This window comes from Pseudomonas plecoglossicida NBRC 103162 = DSM 15088 (assembly GCF_000730665.1).
Taxonomy (GTDB): Bacteria; Pseudomonadota; Gammaproteobacteria; order Pseudomonadales; family Pseudomonadaceae; genus Aquipseudomonas; species Aquipseudomonas plecoglossicida.
Genome location: NZ_BBIV01000007.1, coordinates 1 through 25,240, shown reverse-complemented (window position 1 = coordinate 25,240; position 25,240 = coordinate 1). Strand labels below are relative to the sequence as shown.

Genomic DNA, 25,240 nt, shown 5'->3' with positions numbered 1-25,240 from the left:
GCCGTGCGCTACCTGTTGCTGGCCATCGGCTGGCTCAGCGTCGCGCTGGGGGTGCTGGGGATCTTCCTGCCGGTGTTGCCCACCACCCCTTTCCTGCTGCTGGCCGCCGCCTGCTTCGCCCGCAGCTCGCCCCGCTTTCACCACTGGCTGGTCAACCATCCGAAACTCGGGCCGTGGATACGCGACTACCTGAGCGGTGAGGGCATTCCGCTCAAGGGCAAGGTCTACGCCATCGGGCTGATGTGGGCGAGCATCAGCCTGTCCTGCTACCTGGTGCCGCTGTTCTGGGCGCGCGCGTTCATGCTCACCAGTGCGGTGCTGGTGAGCCTGTACATCCTCAAGCAGAAGACCCTGCGCAAGCCTGGTTGAGCTGGATCGTCAGCGCCGGCGATGAAGCCAACAGCCTTCACACCGTATCCACCTTCAACGAATGATCATTGAGCATCCCGTTGATGATGGTCGCGGTGTCATGCCCTGCCGATATCACCCCGCCCGCCCCCGCCGTCACGCCGTAATGCTGGGCCAGGTCGACACCCGCAAGGTCGATGGTCTGCACCGGCGCCGCGCCCGCCTGGTTACTGACTTCGATGGTCGACACCACATTGGTGCCGGTGCCGCTGACCTTGAAGTGCAGGAAGTCATCCAGCGAGGCCGGCGTGGCGTGCTCGCCCTGCAGCAGTTGCGACAGGTCGAGCTTGTCGCTGCCCGGCGTGAAGTCGGTGACCGTGTCATGGCCGCTGTCACCCTTCTGCCAGATGAAGGTGTCGTTGCCACTGCCCCCGGTCAGGGTGTCGTTGCCTTGCCCGCCGATCAGGATATCGTTGCCCTTGCCGCCATCGATCACGTTGTTGCCGCTGTCGCCGATCAAGATGTCGCCGTAATCCGACCCGACCAGGTTATGGAAGCCGTTCAAGGTATGGATGCCCGCACCACCGGTATCCTGCGCCCCGTCGTGGCTCAGGTCGACGATGACTCCGCCCTTGGCCTGAGCAAAGCTGGCGGTGTCCTGGGCCCCATGCCCCGCAGCCCCATGGCTTTCCAGCGAAGCGGCGTCCGTCGAGGCCCAAAGGCTGGCTGTGGCAGGGTCACTGGCAGCACTGTCATGGGCAGCCGGCTGTTGCGCATTGGCGTAATCGAGGACCATGCCCAGCTTGTAGCTCTCTGCCGCCTTGCCATCGCCGCTCGGGTTGCTTAGCTGGATGCTGTACACCCCGTCATGGCTGGCGGTAATGCTGTCACCTGCGGCAATTGCCTGGTAGCTGCCACCCGCGTCCTTCCATTGCATCGCCAGGTTGCCGTCGTGCGGGTCATGGTTGAGCTGCAGGGTTTCACCTTTGCGCAGGCTGACGTCGATCACCTGTTCGCTGCCCTGGGCACTGCCCATCGCGCCCAGGTAACCCACCACCAGCGCCGCGGTCATGCTGCTGGCATCGAAACTGAACGCGCCTCGGTTGATCACCCGCTGTTCCTGCGCACGGCCATAGCCATCGCCACACGCCGAGATCGAGTTGTCGTGCACGTTGATGGTGATAGTCGTGGTGCTTTCGTCGCCATCGGCATCGCGAAGGGTGTAGACGAACTTGTCGATCGCATCGCGCGGCGCGGCGACGTTCGGGTCGGAGTGGTAGACGGCGTTGCCCCTGGCATCCAGGGTCAGGTAGCCGTACTGCCCCTGCACGTGCGCACCGAGTTGGCCGATGGCAGACGTGGAGGTATCGCTGCCGGCGCGCACACCGACCACATAACCGCAGTCACTCGGCACGTCAGCGCCGATCACGTCGTTGTGCAGTACGTTGCCCCGCACCTCGTCGCCCTTGCCGACACTGACGTAATCGCAATGGGCTTGCGGCACATCGTCGACGATGGTGATGTTGACGGTACTGGTGGTCCAGTTGCCGACCGTGTCTTCAACCCGGTAGGTGAAGGATTCGCTGACCACGTTGGCGCCGTCGTTGGCATGCACCGGTGAATTCGCCGGCGAGGTCAGCGTGTAGGTGTAGGAGCCATCGGCATTCAGGTGGATCTGGCCATACTGGCCAATGGCGTTGCCGACCAAGCTGTAGGTCAGCGCCCCCACACCGCCACCCACCTGGCCGACCAGGCTTCCGGAAGCGGTTTCAGCGGTCGAGCAAGGGTTGCTGCCAGTGACGCTGCCAGCAGCCAGGTCATGGCCGTCCTGATTCAGGTCCAGGGCTTTTTCGTACACCGCCACGCCCCCATCGCCGCAGGGGTTCAGCGAGTGGTCATGGACATTGATGGTGACGGTCGTGGTGCTTTCGTCGCCGTCGGCATCACGGATGGTGTAGACGAAGGTGTCGAGCGCATCCCGCGGCGCCACGGCATTGGGGTTGGAGTGGTACTCGGCGTTGCCCTGGGCATCGATGGTCAGGTAGCCGTACTGGCCCTTGACCTGCATGTTCAGCTGGCCGATGGCCGAGGTCGAAGTGTCGCTGCCGGCACGCACGCCGACCACGTACTGGCCGTCATGGCGAACGTCGGCACCGACCACATCGTTGTACATCACATTGCCACGCACCACATCGCCCTTGCCGACACTGACGAAATCGCTGTTGGCTGTCGGTACGTCGTCGACGATGGTGATGACGATGGTGCTGGTGGTCGAGTGGCCCTGCGCATCCTGCACCTGGTAGGTGAAGGTTTCGGTAACGGTATTGGCACCGTCGTTGGCATGGGTCGGCGAGTCGGCCGGCGAGGTCAGGGTATAGGTGTAGGTGCCATCGGCATTCAGGTGAATTTGCCCATACTGGCCCACGGCATTGCCGACCAGGCTGTAGGTCAGCGCGCCGACACCGCCACTGGTCGAACCAGCCAAGGTGCCGGAAGCGGTTTCCTGGCTGGAGCCGGGGTCGCTGCCGGTAACACTGCCGGCGGCCAGGTCGTTGCCGTCCTTGTGCAGGTCCAGCGCTTTTTCGTAGACCGTGACATCGCGGTCTTCGCAGGCCATCAATGAGTTGTGCACGTTGATGGTGATGGTGGTGGTGCTCTCGTCACCGTCGGCATCGCGGATGGTGTAGACGAAGGTGTCGACGGCATCGCGTGGCGAGGCGATGTCGGGGTTGGAGTGGTACTCGGCGTTGCCCTGGGCATCGATGGTCAGGTAGCCATACTTACCGACGACCTGCATGTTCAGCTGGCCGATGGCCGAGCTCGAGGTGTCGCTGCCGGCGCGCACGCCGACCACGTACTGGCCGTCGGCGCGCACATCGGCGCCGACCACGTCGTTGCCCATCACGTTGCCGCGCACCACGTCGCCCTTGGCCACGCTGGTTTGATCGTCATGGGCCTGCGGTACATCGTCGACGATAGTCACTTGCACGTTGCCGGTGGCGGTGCTGCCGTCGATATCCTTGGCGACCACCTGGAACTGTTCGGTGATGCTGTTGCTGCCCTGGCCGGCCGGGTGCTGTTCATTGTCCAGCAGGGTGTAGCTGTAGCTCACCACGCCAGTGCTGGAATCGTAGCCGGTGATTGTCAGGGTATTGCCTTCGGCGGTGACGATCGACTGTGGGAAGCCTGCCACCACGCCACCACTGACCACACTGATGCCGCCCACGGTCAGGCTCTGCAAGCCGTCCGCTGCGGTGACCTTGAACGTGCCTTGCTGGGTCAGGGCGCTGGCATCGGGTGCGCTGCCGTCGTGCAGGTTCTTCTCGTAGACGACAAGGCGGCCACCCTGCGCGTCCAGACCGTCGAGTTGCACCGGGTCGTCGAGGTTGCTGATGTTCAGGGTCAGGGTCGCGCTGCTGGTGTCGCCGTCGGCGTCCTTGATGGTGTAGGTGAAGGTTTCCACGCCATGACCGCCACCGCCCAGGTTCTTGAAGTCCGGATCGCTGGTGTTCAGGGTGTAGGTGTAGGAACCGTCCGCGGCCAGCACAAGCGTGCCGTAGGTGCCGACATAGGTGCCGGCGATCACCGGCCCTGCCGGTACCCGGTCGGCCCCCTGAATGTCATTGCCCAGCACATTGCCGGTCAACTCGATGTGCTGCTCGCTGGCGCTGGCAGGGTTGCTGTCATCCACAGCCTTGGGCACGTCGTCGCGAATGGTGATTTCCAAGGTGCCTTGGGCCACATCGCCATCGCTGTCGCTGACCAGGACCGGAAGATGTTCGTTCAGCGCGTTGGTGCCCGCACCGTCGGCATGCTGCTCGGCACCGGTCAGGGTGTAGCTGTAGGTCACGACACCGGTCGCCGGGTTGTAGCCGGTAATGGTCAGGGTGTTGCCAAGCCCTGTGGTGATCGACTGGCCGACACCGGTGACGACGCCGGCAGTCACCACGTTGATGCCACCCACGCTGAGGTTGAACACGCCGTCCGGCGCCAGCACGGTGAAGCTGCCGTGCTGGGTCAGGGCTGCAGGATCGCCCGCCGACCCCAGAGGCAGGTTGGCCTCGTTCAGCTCCAGGCCCCCGGGCGTGAGCTGCAGTTGGACCGGATGGTCTTCGTCGACAGGCGGGTTGGGGTCGACCGGTGGCTTGGGATCAACAGGTGGATTGGGGTCCACCGGTGGTTTGGGATCTACAGGTGGATTGGGATCCACAGGCGGGTTGGGATCTACAGGTGGATTGGGGTCCACAGGCGGGTTGGGGTCCACAGGCGAGTTAGGGTCGCCTGGATTGGGCTGGCCTGTCAGGTCACTGGCGTCGTTTCGCAGGTCTCCGACATAGCGATTGGCAAGCTCGGGGATGCCATTGAAACCCGCCGTCGGGAAGCCCACCACCGGATCGACCCGGGCCGCGACTTCGCTCAACATCACGAAACTGTGCCCGCCCCCCATTGCACCCGCTGCACCGCTGCCACCCGGCCCGGCTGCGGTCGCTTCGCCGGCGTCGCTGGGGTCGGCGCCTGCGGCAATCGCTTGCTGGATACGTTCGACATCACTCAGTTGCGCCTGGCTTGGCGGTGCGTCATGCCCCTGTTCCTGAGAGGCCGTGCTGGCGAGCAGGTCCGGGGTCATCTGCAGGCTGCTGTCGCGTCCCAAGGTCAGCTCCGCGCCGCTTTGCAAGTGCACGGCCACCGCACCGGCGGCACCTGTCTGCAACTGCTCGCCCGCGAACAGGCGGTCGCCTTCGATCAAGGGGCGGCGGCTGCCGTCACTGCCGACGGCAAAAACCTGACCAATCACCTTGCTGACCACACCGACTAGCTTAGCCATCACCCACGCCTCCCCTTCCCAATTGGCTTGTTCAGCCAATGACATCGCGGGTGGGCTTCGGCGCTTGGAGTGCGACTGTCTCTAGGGTGAGAATCGTTCTCTCAAGCCAGTACTTTGGCGATAGTACTAATGTAATTTGGCCATCATTTTATGCCAAATTTTTGTCGCCAAATTCCGCTTTCACCACTTCATCCCGCGTCCTTAGCCGTAAAAATTCTGGAACTCTCTCGGAAGCTTGAAAACCGCGTGTTCCAGCGACTTTCAAATTTGCCTGGATGAAACAATGTCTTGGTTTCGATAGACCGCATAAGTTTTTTTTCGCATATGACTTATGAAAAAATCTTCTTAGCTCGCGCGATAAATGTTCTTAGCTCTGTTGTTACAAACATGAAACGGTTTGAACAATAAAAATCGTCATTTTTTTGGCGAATAGCAGGAACATTTTGAGACCAGGGAGAAGTACCCCATGCGCATGTTCAACCCCATTACCAGCGCAATTCTGTTGGCCATGGCATGCGCCAACGCTCAGGCGATGTCACTCAACGAAGCCGTTCAGAACGCCGTGGATCATCACCCCGAGATCAGCGCCAGCCGTAACAGCCGGCTTTCGGCAGACGAAGATGTGAAATTCGCGCGTGGTGGTTACTACCCGTCGGTCGACCTGGTGGCGGGTTACGGCCGCCAGCGCTCGGACAACATCAACACCCGCAGACTGCAACCGGACGGCTCCAACGACCACAACAAGGAAACCCTCAACTACACCCAGTCGGAGCTGCGTCTGCGGCAGATGCTGTTCGACGGCTTCAACACCCCCAATGAAGTCGGCCGCACCGAAGCCGTGGTCAACTCACGCGCCTACTACACCCAGGCCACTGCCGAAACCGTGGCCCTGCGCGCGATCGAGGTGTATCTGGAAGTGCTCAAGCGCCGCGAGCTGGTGACCCTGGCCAAGAACAACCTGCAAGCTCACCTGCGAGTCAACGACCAGATCGGCCTGCGCAGCGAGCGTGGGGTAGGCAGCACCGCCGACCTCGACCAGTCCCGTGCCCGTCGCGCGCTGGCGGAAAACAACCTGGATACCGCCGAAGTCGACCTGGCCGATGCCGAAGCCAACTTCTACAGCGTCGTCGGGCGCTTGCCGGACGAGCTGGAAACCCCGGTTACCATCAAGGGCGAAGTGCCCACCGGGCTCGACCTGGCGCGCCAGGGCATGCTGGAAAACAACCCTTACCTGAAATCGGCACAAGCTGACGTCAACGCTGCCGAGCAGCAGTACGAAGTCGCCAAGTCGCCCTTCTACCCGCGCCTGGATGCCGTGCTGGCCACGGGTGCCAACAACAACATCGCCGGCGAGAAAGGCCACAGCAACAACGATTGGCAAGCCGGCGTCGAGCTCAGCTACAACCTGTTCCGCGGCGGTAGCGACAAGGCCCGCCTGCAGTCCGACGCGCACAAGATCAACCAGGCCATGGACATCCGCAACAACGCCCTGCGCGAGCTGACCGAAAACCTCAGCCTGGCCTGGAACGCCATGAACAACGCGCGCAAGCAGACCCCGACCGCCCGTGAATACGCCGAAACCACCCAGCGTGTGCGCGCCGCCTACCAGGACCAGTTCGGCCTTGGCCAGCGCACCCTGCTCGACGTGCTCGACAGCGAAAACGAGCTGTACAACGCCAACCGCCGCTACACCGAAGTACGCTACACGGAGGAGTACTCGATGTACCGGGTGTTGGCGACCATGGGCGAACTGCTGAGCAAACAGCGCATTTCGTTGCCGCCGGAAGCCATCGCCCAGAGTGAAGTGCGCAACCAGGCGAAGCTGCCTGACATGCGCTGAGCGCCCTGCGCAGCTGGCACGCAGGCCAGGCGTCACACCCATCCACCGAGGCGGGAGTAGTTCATCGTGACCAGTATGCAAAGTGCGCAGCCGCGCCCCGATGTCGATGACCCGTTGCTCGATGGCTTGCTGATCCTGTGCCGCCTGCACGGCTGCCCGGCCAGTCGTGCCAGCCTCAGCAGCGGCCTGCCCCTGGCCCAGCAACGCCTGGGCCCGGAGCTGCTGCCGCGGGCGGCGGCGCGCGCCGGCCTGCAAGGACGGGTGCTGGCGCGTGAGCTGCAGGCCATCTCCTCGCTCAACCTGCCCGTGCTGCTGCTGCTCAACGATGGCCGCAGCGCCGTGCTGCAGCGCTGGGGCGATGATGGCCGGGCGCTGATCCTGCCGTGCGAAGCCGACGGCGGTGAGCAGTGGATCGAGCGCGAGGCGCTGGCCCAGGCCTACAGCGGGCACGCCCTGTTCGCGCGGCCACGGCACACCCTTGAAAACCTGCGTTCGCCGCTGCTGCCGCGGGTCGACGCCTGGTTCCGCGATACCCTGCGCCATTCCCGCTGGCTTTACGGCGATGCCCTGCTGGCCAGTCTGCTGATCAACCTGCTGGGCCTGATGGTGCCGCTGTTCGTCATGCAGACCTATGACCGCGTGGTGCCCAACCAGGCGTTGTCGACCTTGTGGATGCTGGTCGCCGGCCTGTTCATCGGCACCGCCTTCGAACTGGTGCTGCGCATGGTCCGCGCCCATCTGCTGGACCAGGCCGGCAAGAAGACCGACCTGATCCTCTCTGCCACCCTGTTCGAACGCATCACCGGCATGTCCATGAAGGCCAAGCCCGCCACCATCGGCGGCTTCGCCCAGAGCATCCACGACTTCCAGGGCCTGCGCGAATTCCTCACCGCCGTGACCCTGACCAGCATCATCGACCTGCCTTTCGTCGCCCTGATGCTGCTGGTAATCGGCCTGCTGGGTGGTTGGCTGGTACTGATCCCGCTGATTGCCTTCCCCCTGGCCGTGGGCTTCGCCTTGCTGATCCAGGCGCGCCTGCGCGACACCGTGCAGAAGAGCCTGAGCCTTGGCGCAGTGCGCCAGGCGCTGCTGATCGAAACCCTCGGCGGCCTGGAAACCCTCAAGGCCTGCGGCGCCGAAAGCGAGCGCCAGTACCAGTGGGAACACACCAACGGCGCCATCGCCCGGCTCGACGCGCATGCCCGCAACCTGTCGTCGCTGGCCAGCAACGGGACCTTGTTCATTCAGCAGTTCTGCGGCATGGCCACCATCGTCGCCGGGGTGTACAGCATCATCGCCGGCAACCTCAGCGTCGGCGCCCTGGTGGCCAGCTACATGCTGGGCAGCCGCGTACTGGCACCGCTTGGCCAGATCGCCGGGCTGATCACCCGCTACCAGCAGGCACAACTGACCATGCGCAGTACCGATGCGCTGATGGCCCTGCCCCAGGAACGCCAGGCCGAACAGCAGGCGCTGGAACACACCACGCTCAAGGGTGGCCTGGCCCTGAGCCATGTCAGCTTCCGCTACCCAGGGCAAACCGGCCCGGCGCTGCAGGACGTGACCCTGGCGGTCAAGCCTGGCGAGCGGATCGGCATCATCGGCCGCAGCGGTTCGGGCAAGAGCACCCTGGGCCGCATGCTGATGGGTTTCCATCACCCGGATGAAGGCCAGGTATTGCTGGACAACCTCGACCTTCGCCAACTGGACATCGCCGACCTGCGCAGCCAGCTCGGCTACGTCGCCCACGATCTGCCGCTGCTGGCCGGCAGCCTGCGCGACAACCTGACCCTGGGGGCGCGCCACATCAGCGATGCACGCATGCTCGAAGTGGCCGAGCTGACCGGCGTCAGCGAGCTGGCCCGGCAGCACCCGCACGGTTTCGAGCGCCCGGTGGGCGAACGCGGCCAGCTGCTTTCCGGTGGCCAGCGCCAAGCCGTGCTGCTGGCCCGAGCACTGCTGCTGGAGCCGCCGATCCTGATCCTCGACGAACCCACCAGCCACATGGACAACAGCAGCGAGGAGCAACTGCGCCAGCGCCTGTCGGCCTGGGTGCCGGGCAAGACGCTGCTGCTGGTCACCCACCGCACCTCGATGCTCAGCCTGGTCGACCGCCTGCTGGTGCTGGACAACGGCAAGATCGTCGCCGACGGGCCGAAGGATGCGGTCATCGACGCCCTGCGCAAGGGCCGCATCGGCGCCGCGCTCTAACCCAGGAGACTTGAGACTTCCCTGTGGGAGCCGGCTTGCCGGCGATGCAGACACCTCAGTGCATGGCACCGGCTTCGCCGGTGATCGCCGGCAAGCCGGCTCCCACAAGGGCCCGGCGAATCTTTCAGTTATGTGCTGTTCTACGAGAGTCAGGCCATGAACCCAAGCCATAGCGTGCGCAGTTCCCATACAGGCTCCGACAAGCGCGCCGAGCGCGACTACATGCCCGAGCTGGCCGGCGCCACCCTGCAGGACTCGCCGCGCCTGTCGCGCCTGACCGTGTGGCTGACGGCGGCGCTGCTGCTGGTGGCACTGCTCTGGGCGAGCCTTGCAGTGCTTGACGAGGTGACCGTCGGCGAAGGCAAGGCGATCCCGTCGAGCAAGATTCAGGTGGTGCAGAACCTCGAAGGTGGCATCGTCACCGAGATCTTCGTGCGCGAGGGGCAGATGGTCGAGAAAGGCGCCACGCTGCTGCGCTTGGACGACACGCGGTTCAAGTCCAACAAGGGCGAAAGCGAAGCCGACCGTTACGCCCTGACCGCGCAGGTGGAGCGGCTGTCGGCGGAGGCCGAAGGTCGACCTTTCATGCTGTCCGACGAAGTCCGCGCCAAGGCCCCCCAGGTGGCCGAAGACGAGACGGCCCTGTACGACTCGCGCCAGCGCCGCCTGGCCAGTGAAAAGCAGACCCTCAATGAGCAGCTACGGCAGAAGACCCAGGAGCTGGCCGAGTTTCGCTCCAAGGTCGAGCAGTACCGTTCTGCCGTGGGCCTGTTGCAGCAAGAGCTGGACATGTCATCGCCGCTGGTGAGCAAGGGGGCCATCTCACCGGTGGAAATCCTGCGCCTGAAGCAGCGTACGGTGGAAGCCCGTGGCCAGCTCAACGCCACCAGCCTGGCCATCCCCCGTGCCGAGGCGGCAGTGGCGGAGATCCGCAGCAAGATCCAGGAGTCCGACGCCAGTTTCCGCTCCGACGCGGCCAAGGAACTCAACGACAAGCGCACAGAGCTGTCGAAGATCACCGCCACCAGCATCGCCATCGACGACCGGGTCAACCGCACCACGGTGGTGTCGCCGGTACGCGGCATCGTCAAGCTGCTCAAGGTCAACACCATCGGCGGCGTGGTGCAGCCGGGCAGCGACCTGGTGGAGATCGTGCCGATCGAGGACAACCTGCTGATCGAAGCCAAGGTCCGGCCGCAGGATGTGGCATTCCTGCATCCGGGGCAGCCGGCGATGGTCAAGTTCAGCGCCTACGACTACACCATCTATGGCGGCCTGAAGGCCAAGCTGGAATTGATCAGTGCCGATACCGTCACCGATGACAAGGGCAATGCGTTCTACCTGATCCAGGTGCGGACCGAAAAGAACCACCTGGGTGGGGATAACAAACCGCTGCTGATCATTCCGGGGATGGTGGCCACGGTGGATATCATCACCGGGCAGAAGAGCGTGCTGGACTATCTGCTCAAGCCGGTGCTGAAGGCGCGAACAGAAGCACTGCGCGAGCGCTGAGTTGTCATCACCGGCGATAGGGCCGGAACAGAGCAACCCTGGATTCAGTCCTCGCCATGATTACGTTCGAAGGTTTCAACCCCCATTGCCCTGATCTGACCCTCGACCAACGCTTCGAACGGCCGCAGCAACTCATCGAAACACGCCGGGTGCTCCAGCACATTCAACGCTTGCACCACCGCCTCGATGGTTGAAAGCGCCTCAGGCGCCGGCGCCTTGCGCAAGCGATAGCGTGACGGCTGCGTGACGTGCAGCATCATTCTGGGCAATGCCTGCAACTGCGGATTCAACTGCAACAGTTTGCCCGCAGTACGCCAGGTGCCGTCAGGCACGATGAGCAGCAGCGGCAGCTCCTGGACAGACGCAGTGCCGCTCAGCACCTGCGCCTGCTCGCCTGGAAACAGTACAACCGGCCGGTAGTCGGGCGTTGCCAGCCAATGGTCAAGCTGGTCGAACACCACCCCGACGTGCAACTCGGCGTTGGCGAGGCCCAAGGCCACCAGGCGAGCGGTATTCATGGCATGGGATTTTTCCCTGACATGTTGCAGGATCAACACACGGGTGCGGCTGTTCAGGCAAGGGACATGGGCACACACACAGTAGGCATGCGGGCGCGTGCAGCGTTCACAACGGGCATTGGACATCGGCTCTTCCGGGGCTGGGTCAAAGAGCCGAACCTACTGCTGCTACAGCTACCTATCTGCCGGAAAAGCCCTGCATGACGCTGGGACAAACTGACGCTTCTGGGGTCAGCGTTCGCCATGGTTACGCTTGAATGTCTCAGCCCCCATCGCAGCAATCTGCGCCTCGATCAGCGCTTCGAACGGCCGCAGCAACAGGTCGAAATTCACCGGTTGTTCCAACACGTTCAACGCCTGCACCACCGCCTCGATTGTCGACACTGCTCCCGGCTCCGGTGCCTTGCGCAGTCGGTAGCGTGACGGTGTCACCTGCGCCAGGGTCACCCTGGGTAGTGCCGCCAGCAGCGGGTTCAGGTACAGCAGCTTGCGCGCCTTGCGCCAGGTGCCGTCCGGCACGATCAGCAGCAACGGTGTGTCGTCCGCTTGGCCATAGGCTGTCAGCACCTGGGCTTGATCGCCCGGGAACAGTAGTGCAGGCCGATAACCTGGGGTGGCCAGCAGTTCGCCGAGGTCTTCGAACACTTCGCCGATGCGCAACTCGGCACTCACCAGGCCAAGTGCGGCCAGGCGGGCGGTATTCAGGGCATGGGCGGTTTCACTGGGGTGCTGCAGCAGGACGACACGGGTACGGCTGTCGAGCGAGGGAATCAGTGCGCACAGGCAATGGTCGAGCGGGCGATGGCAGCGCTCGCAGCGGGGTCTTGGCATGGGGTCCTCCGTTAGCGCAAGGATTTTGCCATAGGCCGGCGATTGGGCCGCAAAATCAGCCAACATTGAGCTGGCTTTTCAGCAGGTCGCGGAAGGTCTGGATCAACGGCTCACGACTGCGCCCTCGACGGACGATCAATGAAAATGGCGCCTGATAACCGAAGGTGGCCGGAGAAAGCACGCGAAGGTCGCCCTTGTCGACCCAGGCCTGGGCGTAATGCTCGGGCAGGTAGCCGATGTAGGCACCTGACAAGATCAGGATCAACTGCGCCTCCATGCTTTCCACCGTAGCGGCGCTGTGCTTGAAACCATGCCGGGCCAGCTCCGCCTGGCTCCAGTACCCACGCCCGACCATGCGCTGCTGGGTCACCACCGGCTCGGGAATGCGCCGTTCGGTGAACAACGGGTGGCGGCTGCTGCAGTACAGCCAGTGCTGCTCCCGGTACAACGGCTGGTACACCAGGCCACTCATGCGCGAGGAAAACGCCCCGATGGCCAGGTCGAGACGGTTGTCCTGCACCCCCAGTTGCAGCTCATAGGGGCTCGACACCGACAAATGCAAGTGCACCGCCGGGTGTTCCTGGCTGTAGGCCCCGATGGCCTCGGCCAAGGGCAGCGCCCGGTCGCCGACCGTCGAGTCGATCACCCCGAGGTTGAGCGTACCGCGCAGTTCGCCCTTGAGCGCAGCAGCGTACTGCTCGAAGCCATCGAGCTCCGCCAGCAGGCGCAACGTCTCCTGATGGAACAGCTCGCCCTTGCTGGTCAGGCTGAAACCACCGCGTCCACGGTGGCACAGGACGATGCCCAGCGCACCTTCGAGCTGGCTCATGTAGGTACTGATGGCCGATGTCGACAGGTTGAGCTCGCGCTGGGCATTGGCGAAGCCCTGGTGGCGCACCACGCTGACGAAGATGCGCAGCAGTTTCAGGTCGGGCAGGGTCGAGGCCATGGTGCAACGGTTCCGCAGGAGAATTGGCGAGCAGTCTAACCGCTGCACCGGCTTTAGTTTAGAAATTCCTGAAGTAAGTATTTGCCTGTAGCGATTTGTCGCAGGTACTACCTTGCGCAGACTTGGCCGAAATGTCCCTGCCCGCCGGCAAAACCCCATTCAAGGCGCGCGGCGGCACAGGTTCGAACAAACAAAACAATCGACCGACTGATGAGGCCCACCGTGGACAAAGTTCTCCACCAACCACTGGGCGGCAACGAAATGCCGCGTTTCGGCGGCATCGCCACCATGCTCCGTCTTCCCCACCTGCAAAGTGCCCAAGGCCTGGACGCCGCGTTCATCGGCGTGCCTCTGGATATCGGCACCTCGCTGCGCTCCGGCACCCGCTTCGGCCCACGCCAGATCCGCGCCGAATCGGTGATGATCCGCCCGTACAACATGGCCACCGGTGCCGCCCCGTTCGATTCGCTGTCGGTCGCCGACATCGGTGACGTGGCGATCAACACCTTCAACCTGCTCGACGCCGTGCGCATCATCGAAGAAGCCTACGACGAGATCGTCGAGCACAACGTCATCCCCCTGACCCTGGGTGGCGACCACACCATCACCCTGCCGATCCTGCGCGCCCTGCACAAGAAGCACGGCAAGATCGGCCTGGTGCACATCGACGCCCACGCCGACGTCAACGACCACATGTTCGGCGAGAAGATCGCCCACGGCACCACCTTCCGTCGCGCCGTGGAAGAAGGCCTGCTCGATTGCGACCGCGTGGTCCAGATCGGCCTGCGCGCCCAGGGCTACACCGCCGACGACTTCAACTGGAGCCGTCGCCAGGGCTTCCGCGTGGTCCAGGCCGAGGAATGCTGGCACAAGTCGCTGGAGCCGCTGATGGCCGAAGTGCGCGAGAAAGTCGGTGGCGGCCCGGTGTACCTCTCGTTCGACATCGACGGTATCGACCCTGCCTGGGCGCCGGGCACCGGCACTCCGGAAATCGGCGGCTTGACCACCATCCAGGCGATGGAGATCATTCGCGGCTGCCACGGCCTGGACCTGATCGGTTGTGACCTGGTCGAAGTCTCCCCGCCTTACGACACCACCGGCAACACCTCGCTGCTCGGTGCCAACCTGTTGTTCGAAATGCTCTGCGTGCTGCCGGGCGTGGTGCGCCGCTGACCCCACAAACCCTGTGGGAGCCGGCTTGCCGGCGATGCAGCCACCGCGCTGCGGCAGAAGAAACACCCAGGCAGGAGCCATCTGGGAGGGCCACTGAGGCCCGCCAACACAAGACAAGACCGCCAGGCGCCGTGAACACGCCTGCGCGGTCGATCTCGCCATAATAAAGATAATCGGGAGACCCCCAATGGCCTTGGACATCATTGTTGTAATGATCTATACCGCCGGCATGCTAGGGCTGGGCTGGTATGGCATGCGGCGCGCGAAAACCCACGAGGACTACCTGGTGGCCGGGCGCAATCTGGGCCCTACCCTGTACATGGGCACCATGGCCACCACCGTGCTCGGCGGCGCCTCCACCGTCGGCACCGTGCGCCTGGGCTACGTCCACGGCATCTCCGGTTTCTGGCTCTGTGCCGCCCTGGGCCTGGGCATCATCGCCCTCAACCTGTTCCTCGCCAAGCCGCTGCTGCGCCTGAAGATCTTCACCGTGACCCAGGTGCTGGAGCGTCGCTACAACCCCATGGCGCGCCAGGCCAGTGCGGCGATCATGCTGGCCTATGCGCTGATGATCGGGGTCACCTCGACCCTGGCCATGGCGACCGTGCTGCAAGTGCTGCTCGACCTGCCCTTCTGGGCATCGCTGCTGCTCGGCGGCGGCGTGGTGGTGGTCTATTCGACCATCGGTGGCATGTGGTCGCTGACCCTCACCGACATCGTCCAGTTCGTGATCAAGACCGTCGGCCTGATGTTCATCCTGCTGCCGATCTGCCTGTACAAGGCCGGTGGCTGGGACACCCTGGTCGCCAAGCTGCCAGCGGCCAGCTTCAGCTGGACCACCATCGGCTGGGACACCATCATCACCTACTTCCTGATCTACTTCTTCGGCATCCTGATCGGCCAGGACATCTGGCAGCGGGTGTTCACCGCCCGTGACGAGAAGGTCTGCCAGCGCGCCGGCACCACCGCAGGTGTGTACTGCGTGCTGTACGGCCTGGCCTGTGCCCTGATCGGCATGGCCGCGCACGTGCTGATGCCGGATCTGGCCACCCCGAACAATGCGTTCGCCGAGATGATCAAAAGCCAGTTGCCTGACGGCATCCGCGGCTTGCTGATGGCCGCTGCCCTGGCAGCGATGATGTCGACCGCCAGCGCCGGCCTGCTGGCTGCCTCGACCACCATTACCGAAGACCTGCTGCCCAAGCTGCGTGGTGGCAAGCAGTCGAGCCTGGGCGTCAGCCGCCTGTTCACCCTGCTCACCGGCCTGGTGGTGCTGGGCATCGCCCTGGCGGTGAACGATGTGATCAACGCCCTGACCCTGGCCTACAACCTGCTGGTCGGCGGCATGTTGATCCCGCTGATCGGTGCGATCTTCTGGAAGCGCGCGACCACCGCAGGGGCCATCGCCAGCATGTCGCTGGGCTTCGCCACCGCGCTGTTGTTCATGTTCAAGGACGGCCTGGATGCCAACACGCCGATCTACTACAGCCTGGCGGTCGGCCTGGTGAGCTTCGTCATGGTGAGCCTGCTGTCGCGCAAGCCGCTGGGTGAGGTAAAGCTGGCCTGATCGATGCTTGCCCCCACAGGTTCCGCGCTGTACCTGTGGGAGCCGGCTTGCCGGCGAGAGGCCGGTAAAAGCAGCAACATTATCCGAAGCAAAAAAAGGCCGCGGCATCAACACTGATGCGGCGGCCTTGTGCTTTTTCAGCGGCGACGCGGCTGGCGCCGGCGCTGCTCTTCATCAGTCGGGATCGGCACCGGCTGCAAGGGTGGTGGTATCAGCCCCAGCGCGACAGCCAAGTCATGGAGCCAGTTGAACATTTGGTTTTTCATAGTGCCCCCTTGACGGGTCAGCCTCACGGTCAATCAATCCTGCGATGTTTCATACAGATCATAGCCCGATGTCCTGTATTACGCATGCCCTTGTTCCTACAGATGGGGTCGAGTTTGATACGGATCAAGCGGAAACAGCGTATTCCGACGATTGGTTAATCGTTTCGCTTTGTTGCAAATCGATCCACGCCTGCACATTCGCCCCGCACATCCCCTGACGCCACATCAACCAGGTTTGCGCCTGATCGAACGGCGCTTGCAGGCGATGCGCCCGCACCCGGTCTCGGCCAGGCAGGCTATCGAGCATCGATTGCGCCATCAGGGCCACCCCCGCGCCGGCGATCACACAGGCCAGCATGCTTTGGTACGACTCGATTTCCATCACCCGGCCCATCGGCGTGTGTGCGTGGGCATACCAGGCTTCCAGGCGCATCCGGTAGGAGCAGCCCTGGCGGAAGGTGAACACCGCTTTGCCGGCCACATCCCTGGCACTGTGCACCGCCGGGTGCTCGGGGCTGGTGATCAGCACCAGCACCTCGTCGCACAGCAGCACCCCATCGAGCCCGGCCAGGCTCGGCGGGCCATCCACCAAGGCTGCGTCCAGGCGGTGGCTGAGCAAGCCTTCGAGGAGTTCACCGCTGGGTGCCGCCTGCACTTGCAGGTTCACCGCCGGGTAGGCCTGGTGGTAGCGGGCCAGCAGTGCCGGCAGGTGAATGGCTGCCGTGCTGTACATGGTGCCCAGGGCGAAATTACCCACAGGCTGGCCACCCTGCACCGCCGTCATCGCCTCGTCACGCAGCGCTTCCAGGCGATTGGCGTAATCCAGCAAAACCTTGCCAGCGGGCGACAACTGCAGGCGTTGACGTTCGCGCAAGAACAGCTCGACGCCCAGTTGCTCCTCCAGCTGACGCAGGCGCGTCGACAGGTTCGAGGGTACGCGGTGCAAGCGCTCGGCAGCCCGCGTCAGCGAGCCTTCCTCGGCAACGGCCTGGAAGATGCGCAGTTGGCTGAACTCCATGATGTTCTCCAAAACAGAATAACGTGATCATCATTATTCAATTTTATTGAAAGTCAATCCGCCCTAACCTGCCATCCATCGATCAACGTTCGCGCAGGAGTGTTTCCATGTCGCCGCTCGTACAACTGCTGGCCAGTGCCGTGGCCTTGATGATGGCCATGGGTATCGGCCGCTTCGCGCTCACTCCGCAACTGCCGCAACTGATTGCCGAAGGCCAGTTCGACCTGACCGCGGCCGGCCTAGTGGCGGCTGCCAATTACCTGGGCTACTTCATTGGCGCGGCTGACGCCATGTTCGCCCGCAGGCCGAACCAGGTCAGGCTGCGTCTGCATGGAGGCCTGTGGTTGTGTGTTCTGCTGACCCTGGCCTCGTGGCTTGCCGACGGATTCTGGCCGCACCTGCTGCTGCGCTTTGGCACCGGCGTGGCCAGTGCCTGGGTGCTGGTGATGATCACCAGCCTCAGCCAGCAGGTGGCCAATGCCAATGGCCATCAGCGCCTGGGTGCTCTGGTGTTCGCAGGGCCGGGCCTGGGCATTGCCCTGACCGGCCTGCTGGCACTGGCTGCGCATCTGCTCGGGCTGGATTCGGCAGCGCTTTGGCTGGTATATGCGGCGGCCGCGCTGGTCATGTTGCTGGCGGTGCGCCCATGGTTGCCGCGCGCCATCGAGCCTGCCCCGAGCGTGAAACAAGGCTCGACGCGCAGCTCGGGCATTGGCCGCCTTGCCCTTGTGTATGCGCTGTATGGCGTGGGCTACATCTTGCCGGCCACGTTCCTGTCGCAGATGGCCAATCAGCAGTTTCATGGCAACTGGAAGGCCGACCTGTTCTGGCCAGCATTCGGTGTAGCGGCGGCACTGGGCGTGGTGCTGGTCGGCGCCCGGCGTGGAGGACGGACCTCAGACTGGCTCGCCGCAACCCTGTGGCTGCAGGGCCTTGGCGTGCTTGCCTGCCTGATGGGCGGTGGCCTTGGGCTGGCACTGGGGGTAGTGCTCTGCGGCACGCCTTTCCTCGCTTGCATGCAGCTGGTGGTGCAGCGCTCGCGGGAGCTTGCGCCGCACTCGACGCAGCGCAATGCCGGGCTGCTGACGGCCTGTTTTGCCTTGGGGCAGTTGAGTGGGCCGCTGCTGGCCGCCTTGAGCAACCATTTCAGCGGGAGCTTGCAGCCGGCGCTGGTTTTGGCTGCCAGCGGGTTGGGGCTGGCGGGGGTGCAGGTGCTTGCTGGGGCACGCAGCCCTCGGGCCTGCCTGGCCAGTCGGGTAGCTTGATGGTACGAGGTAGCAGGACCGGCCCTATCGCCGGCAAGCCGGCTCCCACAGGGACCCCGGTGAACCTGTGGGAGCTGGCTTGCCGGCGATAGGGCCAGCACTGACGACCTTTACCCCACAAACCGGCGCAATTGCTGCCTCACCCAAGGCTCTGCACTCACCAGAATCACCCCGAGCAGCACCATCACCGCCCCGAGCACAAAATTCACACTCAGCGGCTCATCCAGCAGCAACACACCGAACGTCACCCCGAACAACGGCGTGATGAACGAAAACACCGCCAGGTTCGAGGCCAGGTACTTGCGCAACAACCAGAACCAGGTCAGGTAACTGACGAACGACACCATGATCCCCTGGAACAGCACGCTGCCCACCGCCAACGGCGTCATCGCCACCTTGCCGATCTGCCCGCTGAGCAAGGCGATCAGCAACAGTCCGGCAAAGCCCACCGCCAACTGGTAGAACAACGTGAGGGTCACCGGCGCCTCCGACAGCCTCGACCCACGCACCACCACGGTGGTCGCACCCCAGGCCAGGCCGGCCAGCACCCCCAGGGCATCACCGAGCAGCATGCGACTGTCCATCTGCGCGAACGACACGCCCCCGGCGAAGGCGGTGGCAATGCCGGCGAAGGCCAGCAGGATCCCCATCCACTGCAGCCAGCGCAGGCGCTCGCTGGGCAACATGAAGTGCAGGCCGAGCGCCGTGAACACCGGCGCGGTGTAGAGGAACACCGACATGTGCGCGGCCGACGTCAGCTTCAGTCCTTCGGCGATGAACAGAAACTCCAGCCCGAACAATGCGCCCGCCAGCAGCCCGGCGCGCCACGTGCTGCCCACCTGCCCCCAGCCACCGCGCCAGCAGAGCATCAGCCCGACCAGCACTGCGGCGAGGCCGTTACGCAAGGCGGCCTGCATCACGGGTGCGATATCGACTGCAGCGGTCTTGATCAATACCTGCTGGCAGCCCCAGAGCAGGCACAGGCCCAGCATCACCTGGAAAGCAAAGGCGTCAGGATTCTTGCGGGCCGCACTCATGGACGGCCCTCCAGGGTGTTCGATGGCATGGGCAAAGGCTCGGCAGTCTTCAGGAAAGACCGATTATCGGTTTTCCCGCCCTCCCCTTGCCAGTCTCAAAACGACCTCAAGCGATCTGGGCCTTGGCCGACACCCGGTCGAAGGTGGCTTCATCCAGGCCATCTTCCTGTTCGTCCAATACTTGCCGCGGGTGCTCGAAGCCAGGAATGCTGCTGTCGATCAGGCTCAGCAACCGCGAACCGCGCTCGGTGAGCACGAAATTCTCGCCATTGCCGCCATCCTCCGGCGGCCGACTGTCGATGAAGCCGCGCTCGAACAGCAGCTTCTCGTACTCGCAGGCGCGGGTTTTCAGGTGGTCGATGTCACCGACCGGCTGCCCCTTGGCCGCCAGCGCTGCTGCGTGCTGCTCGGCATACGGGCGAGGCGTGAAGTTGTGTCCGGCACCGTTCTGCACCTCGTGCAGCAAGCGCTCGATCAGGTCCCAGTCGTAGGTGATGCTCATGGCGAAGGCCTCTCGCTGTGGACAGATGGGGTACACAGTTTGGGACCTGACAGTAATCGCGAGCGTTCCGAGAAAATCACAACAACGCAGTAATCAAGCTGGAGGCCAATCACCAGCGGTCGCCACTATTGAACTTGATGGACTCCAAGCCTCTCCACCAGGCATACCCACTGCCGGAGGTACCAAGGATGAAACCGCTACTGCCCATCGCCTGTGCCATTGCCTTGTTCAGTGCCCTGCCCGCCTGGGCCTGCACGCCGGAAGAGGCCACCCAGAAACGTGAAGAGCTGGCCGGGCTGGTCAGCCAGTTGACCGAGCAGAACCCGCAGAAAGCCAAGGAGATCAATGATGAGTTCCAGGGGATGGAGCTGGGGACGGCGAGCAAGGACTTGCCCGACAAGTGTCAGCTGATCGACAAGCGGATCAAGGAATTGAAGACAGCCGAGAAAAAGGCTGACTGAGCAGGGGCCCTATCGCCGGCAAGCCGGCTCCCACAGGGTACTTGTAGGAGCCGGCTTGCCGGCGATTGGCCCTGGCAGCTGATTACTCGGCTGCTGGCTTGCGCTTCTTCAGCGGCGCAAGACCGTCGGAGCTGGCCAGGGGTGCATTGGCCTTCGGCTTGGCGGTCGGTTTGCGCTTGGCGGTGCTCTTCTTGTCACCGCCCTTCTTCTCGACCTTTTTCTTCTTGGTGCCGGCAGCCTTGCCCGACGCCTTGACCTTCTTCGGCCCGTTGTAGGTGCCTTTGACTTCCTTGATCACCCGGCGCTCGAACTGCTGCTTGAGGTAGCGTTCGATGCTGGACATCAGGTTCCAGTCGTTGTGGGTGATCAGCGAGATGGCCAGGCCTTCACCGCCCGCACGGCCAGTACGGCCAACGCGGTGCACGTACTCGTCACCGCTGCGTGGCATGTCGAAGTTGATCACCAGGTCCAGGCCGTCGATATCCAGGCCGCGAGCGGCGACGTCGGTTGCCACCAGCACCTTGGAGCTGCCCTGCTTGAAGCGCTCGATGGCCAGCTTGCGGTCCTTCTGGTCCTTCTCGCCGTGCAGCACGAAGGCCTTCACGTCCTTGGCCACCAGATGACCGTAGATGCGGTCGGCCAGCGCGCGGGTGTTGGTGAAGATGATCGCCTTGTCGAAGGTTTCGTTGGCCAGCAGCCACTGCACGATGGCTTCTTTATGCTGGTCGTGGTCGGCGGTGATGATCTGCTGGCGAGTGCCTTCGGCGAGCTGCGAGACGCTGTTGAGCATCAGGTGCTCAGGGTCTTTCAGTACCTTGCCGATGATGTCGCGCAGGGCCGCACCACCGGTGGTGGCGGAGAACAGCAGGGTCTGCTCGCGGTTCTCGCACTCCTTGCACAGGCGCTCCATGTCTTCGGCGAAGCCCATGTCGAGCATGCGGTCGGCTTCGTCGAGGATCAGCACCTGCACGTGGGACAGGTCGAGGTTGCCGGCGTTGAGCTGCTCAAGCAGGCGGCCCGGTGTGCCGATCAGCACGTCCGGCACCTTGCGCAGCATGGCGGCCTGCTCCTTGAAGTCCTCACCGCCGGTGACCAGGCCCGCCTTGATGTAGGTGAACTGCGAGAACAGCTGCACTTGCTTGAGGGTCTGCTGGGCCAATTCGCGGGTCGGCAGCAGGATCAGCGAGCGGATCTCGACGCGCCCGCCTTTCAGGTCGACCAGGCGGTTGAGCAGCGGCAGGACGAACGCCGCGGTCTTGCCGCTGCCAGTCTGGGCCGTCACACGCAGGTCACGCCCTTGCAGGGCCAAGGGGATGGCCGCGGCCTGCACCGGGGTTGGCTCGACAAATTTAAGCTCGGCCACGGCTTTAAGCAGGCGTTCATGCAGGGCGAATTGGGAGAACACGGAGGTAACCTCAGGCAAGTGCGGGGAAATTCAGTTGCATAGGGTAACGTTTTCTGCCGCAAGAGCCGAATTTCTTTTGGCAACTTTGTCACCATCCGCGCTCTAATACCCCTTCGTTTCGTAAGAAAAGACTGTTTTCAAGCTTATGGATATGCAAAAAATCTGGCGTGACAGCCTCGACCTGTGGGGCACCCTCGACCAACACCCCATGCTTCACGCCGCCATCGGCCTGGCCGTGCTGCTGCTGATCTCCTTGCTGGTCAGCCGCCTGGCGCGCTTTCTGATCCTCCACGGCACTCGCCTGCTGGCCCGTCAACCGGCGCTCAAATGGTTCGATGACCTGCGTCACAACAAGGTTTTCCACCGTTTGGCGCAGACCATGCCCTCGCTGGTCATCCAGTTCGGCCTGAAACTGGTGCCTGAGCTGTCCGATACCGCCCAGCACTTCCTCGGCAATGTCGCCCTGGCCTTCACCCTGCTGTCCATGACCCTGGCGCTGTCGTGCCTGCTCGATGGCCTGCTGGACATCTACGCGCGCACCGAACACGCCCGCACCCGCTCGATCAAGGGCTACGTGCAGCTGGCCAAGATGATGCTGTGGATCTTCGCGTCCATCGTCATCGTCGCCACCCTCATCGACCGCTCGCCGCTGTTGCTGCTGTCGGGCCTGGGCGCGATGTCGGCGGTGCTGCTGTTGGTGTACAAGGACACGTTGCTGTCGTTCGTCGCCAGCGTGCAGCTGACCAGCAACGACATGCTGCACGTGGGCGACTGGATCGAGATGCCCCAGGTTGGCGCCGACGGCGACGTGGTGGACATCACCTTGCACACAGTGAAGGTGCAGAACTTCGACAAGACCATCGTCTCCATCCCCACCTGGCGTCTGATGAGCGAGTCGTTTCGCAACTACCGCGGCATGCAGCAGTCGGGCGGGCGGCGGATCAAGCGCAGCCTGTTCATCGACGCGGCGGGCATCCGTTTCCTGACCCAGGAAGAGGAACATCGCCTGGGCCAGGTACGCCTGCTGGGCGACTACCTGGCCACCAAGCGCCAGGAGCTGCAAGCCTGGAACGAAGCGCTGGGGCCGCTGCCGGAACTGGCGGCCAACCGCCGCAAGCTGACCAATATCGGCACCTTCCGCGCCTTCGCCCTGGCTTACCTGAAGAACCATCCCAATGTGCATGCGGGCATGACCTGCATGGTCCGGCAGATGCAGACCACCGCCGAAGGGGTGCCGCTGGAGATCTACTGCTTCACCACCACCACGGTGTGGGCGGATTACGAGCGGATCCAGGGGGATATTTTCGACTACCTGCTGGCGGTGTTGCCGGAGTTTGGCTTGAGCCTGTATCAGCAGCCGAGTGGCAATGACATGCGCGTGGGGTTGGCGGGGCGGGTGCCGCGCCGCCTTGAGGAATTGAGCGAGGCTTGAGACAGCCGGGGCCGCTTTGCGGCCCATCGCCGGCAAGCCAGCTCCTACAGGTACACCACCAGTTTCGAACAATGTGGTGTACCTGTAGGAGCGGGCTTGCCGGCGATAGGGCCCTCGACTACCCCGCATACCCCAGCAGGTACAACAACCCGGTCAAGGTCACCAAGGAGGCCACGGTCGACAACAGGATCGTCCGCGAAATCAGCCCGGCCTCGCGGTTGTAGTACTCCGCCAACATGAACGGCCCGGTCCCGGTCGGCAGCGCCGCCAGCAACACCGCCGACGCCGCCCACATCGTCGGCAGGCTGAACACCTTGAACGCCAGCACCCAGGTCAACGCCGGCTGCCCCACCAGCTTCAATGCCACCAACGGCCACGGGCTGGCCTGCGTGCCTGTGCGCTTCTCGGCCAGAAATGCCCCCAGCGACACCAGCGCGCAAGGCGTGGTGGCCAACGCCAGCATCTCGAGAAAATGCATCACCGGCTCCGCCAGCCCCAGCCCGGACACGGCCCAGGCCGCCCCTGCCAGCGGCGAGATCACCAGCGGGTTCTTCGCCAGCGCCTTGCCTACCACCAGGATCGCGCGGCCAATCTGACGCTCCTCCTGCAGGCCGATCTCGATCAGCGTCAATGAAATCGCAAACACCAGGCAGACCACGAGCAACGACGAGATCAGCGCCGGCTGCAGGCCCGGCTGACCGAACAGCAACAGGCACAGTGGAATGCCGATGTAACCGGTATTGGCATACCCCGCGCTCAGCCCATCAATGCTCGCCGCGACCAGACCGTGGCCGCCCTTCAGGCGCCAGGCCAGCGTGACCACGAACATCGCCAGCGCCCCCGCACCGAACGCCACGATGAAGCCAGGGTGCCAGATCTCGCTCCAGGTCGCAGTGGCCGTGACCTTGAACAGCAAGGCCGGCAGGCACAGCCAGACCACCATCTTGTTGATTTCGGCGGCGGCCTTGTCGCCGAGCTTGTTGCTCTTGCGGCACAGGTAACCGGCGAGGATCAAGGCAAAGATCGGCGCGACGATGACGAAAATGGTATGCATGTCAGGCCTTGCGAATCAGCGACGCTTCAGCGCGGCTGCCGATTCGGCTCAGCCATACCGATGCCAGGATGATCGCGCCACCGATGAACAGGCGCCCCAGTGGCTCGTGCTGGTTCCAGATCATCAGGTTGAGCAACAAGCCTACCGGCACATGCAGGTTGTTCATCACCGCCAGCGTGCCGCCGGAGACCATGCAGGCGCCCTTGTTCCACCAGTACAGGCCCAGCGCCGTCGGGCACAGGCCGAGGAACAACAGCACCAGCCACTGCACCTCGGTGCTCGGCAGGTGCTGGGCGTTGCCGAACAGCAGGAAGGCCGGCAGCACGACAATCAAGGCCCCCAGGTAGAAGTAGCCGAAACGCTTGTAGTGCGGCAAATCGCTGGGATGGCGAGCGACCAGATGGCGGTACAACACCTGGCCGGCGGCATAGGTGAAGTTGGCCAGTTGCAGCAGCAGGAAGCCGATGAAGAAATCGCCACTGATGCTGTCGAAGCGGATCACTGCGGCGCCTGCGACCGCTACCAGGGCGGCCAGCAGCGCCCAGGGGTTGAAGCGCCGGTTCAGCGCATCCTCGATCAGCGTCACGTGCAAGGGCGTGAGGATGGTGAACAGCAGCACTTCCGGCACCGTCAGCACGCGGAAGCTCAGGTACAGGCAGACATAGGTGATGCCGTACTGCAGCGCGCCGATCAGCAGCATCGAGCGCATGAAGCGTGGCTCCACCTGGCGCCAGCGGGTCAGCGGCAGAAACACCAGGCCGGCCAGCAGCACCCGTGCGAGCACGGCGAAGTAGCTGTCGACGTGCCCTGCCAGGTACTCGCCGATCAAGCTGAAGGAAAACGCCTGGATCAGCGCGACGATAATCAGGTAGCCCATGGTTGCCTCTCGTGAATCAAGGCGGCGACCTTAGCGGGTTGGGGGCGGTGTGTTCAACCATGGGGAATGTGGGGTGAGGTACCGGGTGCCTGTCTTGAGCATTGCGGTGGTGCGCAGATCGAGCGCCGCCCGCGCGGCGCATCGCGAGC

Annotated in this window: 20 protein-coding genes; 9 read left to right on the top strand and 11 right to left on the bottom strand. The window is 63.7% G+C overall.

The genetic code is table 11. From position 1 onward, the window contains the following. Positions 1-3 precede the first annotated feature (3 nt). Positions 4-369: a YbaN family protein gene (locus PPL01S_RS05365; protein WP_016391094.1), complete on the top strand. Its 366-nt coding sequence runs from the start codon at positions 4-6 to the stop codon at positions 367-369. A 37-nt stretch (positions 370-406) separates the two neighbouring features. Here PPL01S_RS05365 and PPL01S_RS05360 read toward each other — a convergent pair whose 3' ends face one another. After that, entirely contained in the window at positions 407-5,173 is a 4,767-nt protein-coding gene (locus PPL01S_RS05360) for a retention module-containing protein (protein WP_028625166.1), read from the bottom strand. A gap of 466 nt (positions 5,174-5,639) precedes the next feature. Here PPL01S_RS05360 and PPL01S_RS05355 point away from each other — a divergent pair, with 466 nt between their 5' ends. The 3 genes from PPL01S_RS05355 to PPL01S_RS05345 all read left to right on the top strand — a co-directional run bounded on the left by PPL01S_RS05355 (position 5,640) and on the right by PPL01S_RS05345 (position 10,736). Beyond that, the gene (locus tag PPL01S_RS05355) at positions 5,640-7,013 is read left to right on the top strand and encodes a TolC family outer membrane protein (protein WP_016391830.1); all 1,374 of its coding nucleotides are present in this window, start codon (positions 5,640-5,642) and stop codon (positions 7,011-7,013) included. Between the two features lie 75 nt (positions 7,014-7,088). Continuing rightward, positions 7,089-9,224: a type I secretion system permease/ATPase gene (locus PPL01S_RS05350; RefSeq protein ID WP_156042657.1), complete on the top strand. Its 2,136-nt coding sequence runs from the start codon at positions 7,089-7,091 to the stop codon at positions 9,222-9,224. A 156-nt stretch (positions 9,225-9,380) separates the two neighbouring features. Further along, positions 9,381-10,736 carry an HlyD family type I secretion periplasmic adaptor subunit gene (locus PPL01S_RS05345; protein WP_016391832.1) on the top strand — a complete coding sequence of 452 codons (1,356 nt, stop codon included), beginning with the start codon at positions 9,381-9,383 and terminating at the stop codon, positions 10,734-10,736. A 44-nt stretch (positions 10,737-10,780) separates the two neighbouring features. Here the strand turns inward: PPL01S_RS05345 and PPL01S_RS05340 are convergent, their stop codons facing one another. From PPL01S_RS05340 to PPL01S_RS05330, 3 genes are all read right to left on the bottom strand, one after another. After that, positions 10,781-11,380 (bottom strand): tRNA-uridine aminocarboxypropyltransferase, encoded by a 600-nt coding sequence (locus PPL01S_RS05340; protein ID WP_016391833.1) that lies wholly within the window; start codon positions 11,378-11,380, stop codon positions 10,781-10,783. A gap of 105 nt (positions 11,381-11,485) precedes the next feature. Next, on the bottom strand, positions 11,486-12,085 hold the full coding sequence (locus PPL01S_RS05335) for a tRNA-uridine aminocarboxypropyltransferase (protein ID WP_016391834.1): 600 nt from the start codon (positions 12,083-12,085) through the stop codon (positions 11,486-11,488). Between the two features lie 55 nt (positions 12,086-12,140). Then, positions 12,141-13,034 carry a LysR family transcriptional regulator gene (locus tag PPL01S_RS05330; RefSeq protein ID WP_016391835.1) on the bottom strand — a complete coding sequence of 298 codons (894 nt, stop codon included), beginning with the start codon at positions 13,032-13,034 and terminating at the stop codon, positions 12,141-12,143. A gap of 222 nt (positions 13,035-13,256) precedes the next feature. Between PPL01S_RS05330 and speB the strand changes: the two genes are divergently transcribed. Next, positions 13,257-14,207 carry an agmatinase gene (gene speB, locus PPL01S_RS05325; RefSeq protein WP_016391836.1) on the top strand — a complete coding sequence of 317 codons (951 nt, stop codon included), beginning with the start codon at positions 13,257-13,259 and terminating at the stop codon, positions 14,205-14,207. 187 nt (positions 14,208-14,394) lie between these two features. Next, the gene (locus PPL01S_RS05320) at positions 14,395-15,774 is read left to right on the top strand and encodes a sodium:solute symporter family protein (RefSeq protein ID WP_016391837.1); all 1,380 of its coding nucleotides are present in this window, start codon (positions 14,395-14,397) and stop codon (positions 15,772-15,774) included. 137 nt (positions 15,775-15,911) lie between these two features. Here PPL01S_RS05320 and PPL01S_RS25865 read toward each other — a convergent pair whose 3' ends face one another. After that, a complete protein-coding gene (locus tag PPL01S_RS25865) occupies positions 15,912-16,040 on the bottom strand; it encodes a PA1414 family protein (RefSeq protein WP_008090807.1) in 129 nt (42 codons plus the stop codon). 124 nt (positions 16,041-16,164) lie between these two features. After that, a complete protein-coding gene (ptrR, locus tag PPL01S_RS05315; protein WP_028625168.1) occupies positions 16,165-17,058 on the bottom strand; it encodes a putrescine utilization regulator PtrR in 894 nt (297 codons plus the stop codon). 107 nt (positions 17,059-17,165) lie between these two features. Between ptrR and PPL01S_RS05310 the strand changes: the two genes are divergently transcribed. After that, entirely contained in the window at positions 17,166-18,323 is a 1,158-nt protein-coding gene (locus tag PPL01S_RS05310; protein ID WP_028625169.1) for a YbfB/YjiJ family MFS transporter, read from the top strand. Between the two features lie 110 nt (positions 18,324-18,433). On the opposite strand, the gene PPL01S_RS05305 is transcribed toward PPL01S_RS05310, so the two are convergent. Together PPL01S_RS05305 and PPL01S_RS05300 are read right to left on the bottom strand one after the other, a co-directional pair. Then, positions 18,434-19,360 (bottom strand): DMT family transporter, encoded by a 927-nt coding sequence (locus tag PPL01S_RS05305; protein WP_016391840.1) that lies wholly within the window; start codon positions 19,358-19,360, stop codon positions 18,434-18,436. Between the two features lie 106 nt (positions 19,361-19,466). Beyond that, the gene (locus PPL01S_RS05300; RefSeq protein ID WP_016391841.1) at positions 19,467-19,862 is read right to left on the bottom strand and encodes a hypothetical protein; all 396 of its coding nucleotides are present in this window, start codon (positions 19,860-19,862) and stop codon (positions 19,467-19,469) included. A 188-nt stretch (positions 19,863-20,050) separates the two neighbouring features. On the opposite strand from PPL01S_RS05300, the gene PPL01S_RS05295 reads away from it, so the two are divergent. Continuing rightward, positions 20,051-20,323: a hypothetical protein gene (locus PPL01S_RS05295; protein ID WP_016391842.1), complete on the top strand. Its 273-nt coding sequence runs from the start codon at positions 20,051-20,053 to the stop codon at positions 20,321-20,323. A gap of 82 nt (positions 20,324-20,405) precedes the next feature. Here the strand turns inward: PPL01S_RS05295 and PPL01S_RS05290 are convergent, their stop codons facing one another. Beyond that, positions 20,406-21,728, bottom strand: a complete 1,323-nt coding sequence (locus PPL01S_RS05290) for a DEAD/DEAH box helicase (protein ID WP_016391843.1) — start codon at positions 21,726-21,728, stop codon at positions 20,406-20,408. A 145-nt stretch (positions 21,729-21,873) separates the two neighbouring features. Between PPL01S_RS05290 and PPL01S_RS05285 the strand changes: the two genes are divergently transcribed. Further along, on the top strand, positions 21,874-23,160 hold the full coding sequence (locus PPL01S_RS05285; protein WP_016391844.1) for a mechanosensitive ion channel family protein: 1,287 nt from the start codon (positions 21,874-21,876) through the stop codon (positions 23,158-23,160). A 118-nt stretch (positions 23,161-23,278) separates the two neighbouring features. Here PPL01S_RS05285 and PPL01S_RS05280 read toward each other — a convergent pair whose 3' ends face one another. Then, on the bottom strand, positions 23,279-24,214 hold the full coding sequence (locus PPL01S_RS05280; RefSeq protein ID WP_016391845.1) for an AEC family transporter: 936 nt from the start codon (positions 24,212-24,214) through the stop codon (positions 23,279-23,281). Between the two features lies 1 nt (position 24,215). Further along, complete coding sequence (locus PPL01S_RS05275; RefSeq protein ID WP_016391846.1) at positions 24,216-25,091, bottom strand: carboxylate/amino acid/amine transporter; 876 nt, start codon at positions 25,089-25,091, stop codon at positions 24,216-24,218. Positions 25,092-25,240: the final 149 nt, after the last annotated feature.

Excerpts from the sequence above, each read along its gene's own strand:
- PPL01S_RS05340 (WP_016391833.1), bottom strand. The coding sequence starts at position 11,380 with ATGTCCAATGCCCGTTGTGAACGCTGCACGCGCCCGCATGCCTACTGT.
- PPL01S_RS05350 (WP_156042657.1), top strand. The coding sequence starts at position 7,089 with ATGCAAAGTGCGCAGCCGCGCCCCGATGTCGATGACCCGTTGCTCGAT.
- PPL01S_RS05335 (WP_016391834.1), bottom strand. The coding sequence starts at position 12,085 with ATGCCAAGACCCCGCTGCGAGCGCTGCCATCGCCCGCTCGACCATTGC.
- PPL01S_RS05280 (WP_016391845.1), bottom strand. The coding sequence starts at position 24,214 with ATGCATACCATTTTCGTCATCGTCGCGCCGATCTTTGCCTTGATCCTC.
- PPL01S_RS05310 (WP_028625169.1), top strand. The coding sequence starts at position 17,166 with ATGTCGCCGCTCGTACAACTGCTGGCCAGTGCCGTGGCCTTGATGATG.
- PPL01S_RS05360 (WP_028625166.1), bottom strand. The coding sequence starts at position 5,173 with ATGGCTAAGCTAGTCGGTGTGGTCAGCAAGGTGATTGGTCAGGTTTTT.
- PPL01S_RS05275 (WP_016391846.1), bottom strand. The coding sequence starts at position 25,091 with ATGGGCTACCTGATTATCGTCGCGCTGATCCAGGCGTTTTCCTTCAGC.
- PPL01S_RS05355 (WP_016391830.1), top strand. The coding sequence starts at position 5,640 with ATGCGCATGTTCAACCCCATTACCAGCGCAATTCTGTTGGCCATGGCA.
- PPL01S_RS05305 (WP_016391840.1), bottom strand. The coding sequence starts at position 19,360 with ATGAGTGCGGCCCGCAAGAATCCTGACGCCTTTGCTTTCCAGGTGATG.
- PPL01S_RS05330 (WP_016391835.1), bottom strand. The coding sequence starts at position 13,034 with ATGGCCTCGACCCTGCCCGACCTGAAACTGCTGCGCATCTTCGTCAGC.
- PPL01S_RS05345 (WP_016391832.1), top strand. The coding sequence starts at position 9,381 with ATGAACCCAAGCCATAGCGTGCGCAGTTCCCATACAGGCTCCGACAAG.
- PPL01S_RS05300 (WP_016391841.1), bottom strand. The coding sequence starts at position 19,862 with ATGAGCATCACCTACGACTGGGACCTGATCGAGCGCTTGCTGCACGAG.
- PPL01S_RS05320 (WP_016391837.1), top strand. The coding sequence starts at position 14,395 with ATGGCCTTGGACATCATTGTTGTAATGATCTATACCGCCGGCATGCTA.
- ptrR (WP_028625168.1), bottom strand. The coding sequence starts at position 17,058 with ATGGAGTTCAGCCAACTGCGCATCTTCCAGGCCGTTGCCGAGGAAGGC.
- PPL01S_RS05295 (WP_016391842.1), top strand. The coding sequence starts at position 20,051 with ATGAAACCGCTACTGCCCATCGCCTGTGCCATTGCCTTGTTCAGTGCC.
- PPL01S_RS25865 (WP_008090807.1), bottom strand. The coding sequence starts at position 16,040 with ATGAAAAACCAAATGTTCAACTGGCTCCATGACTTGGCTGTCGCGCTG.
- PPL01S_RS05285 (WP_016391844.1), top strand. The coding sequence starts at position 21,874 with ATGGATATGCAAAAAATCTGGCGTGACAGCCTCGACCTGTGGGGCACC.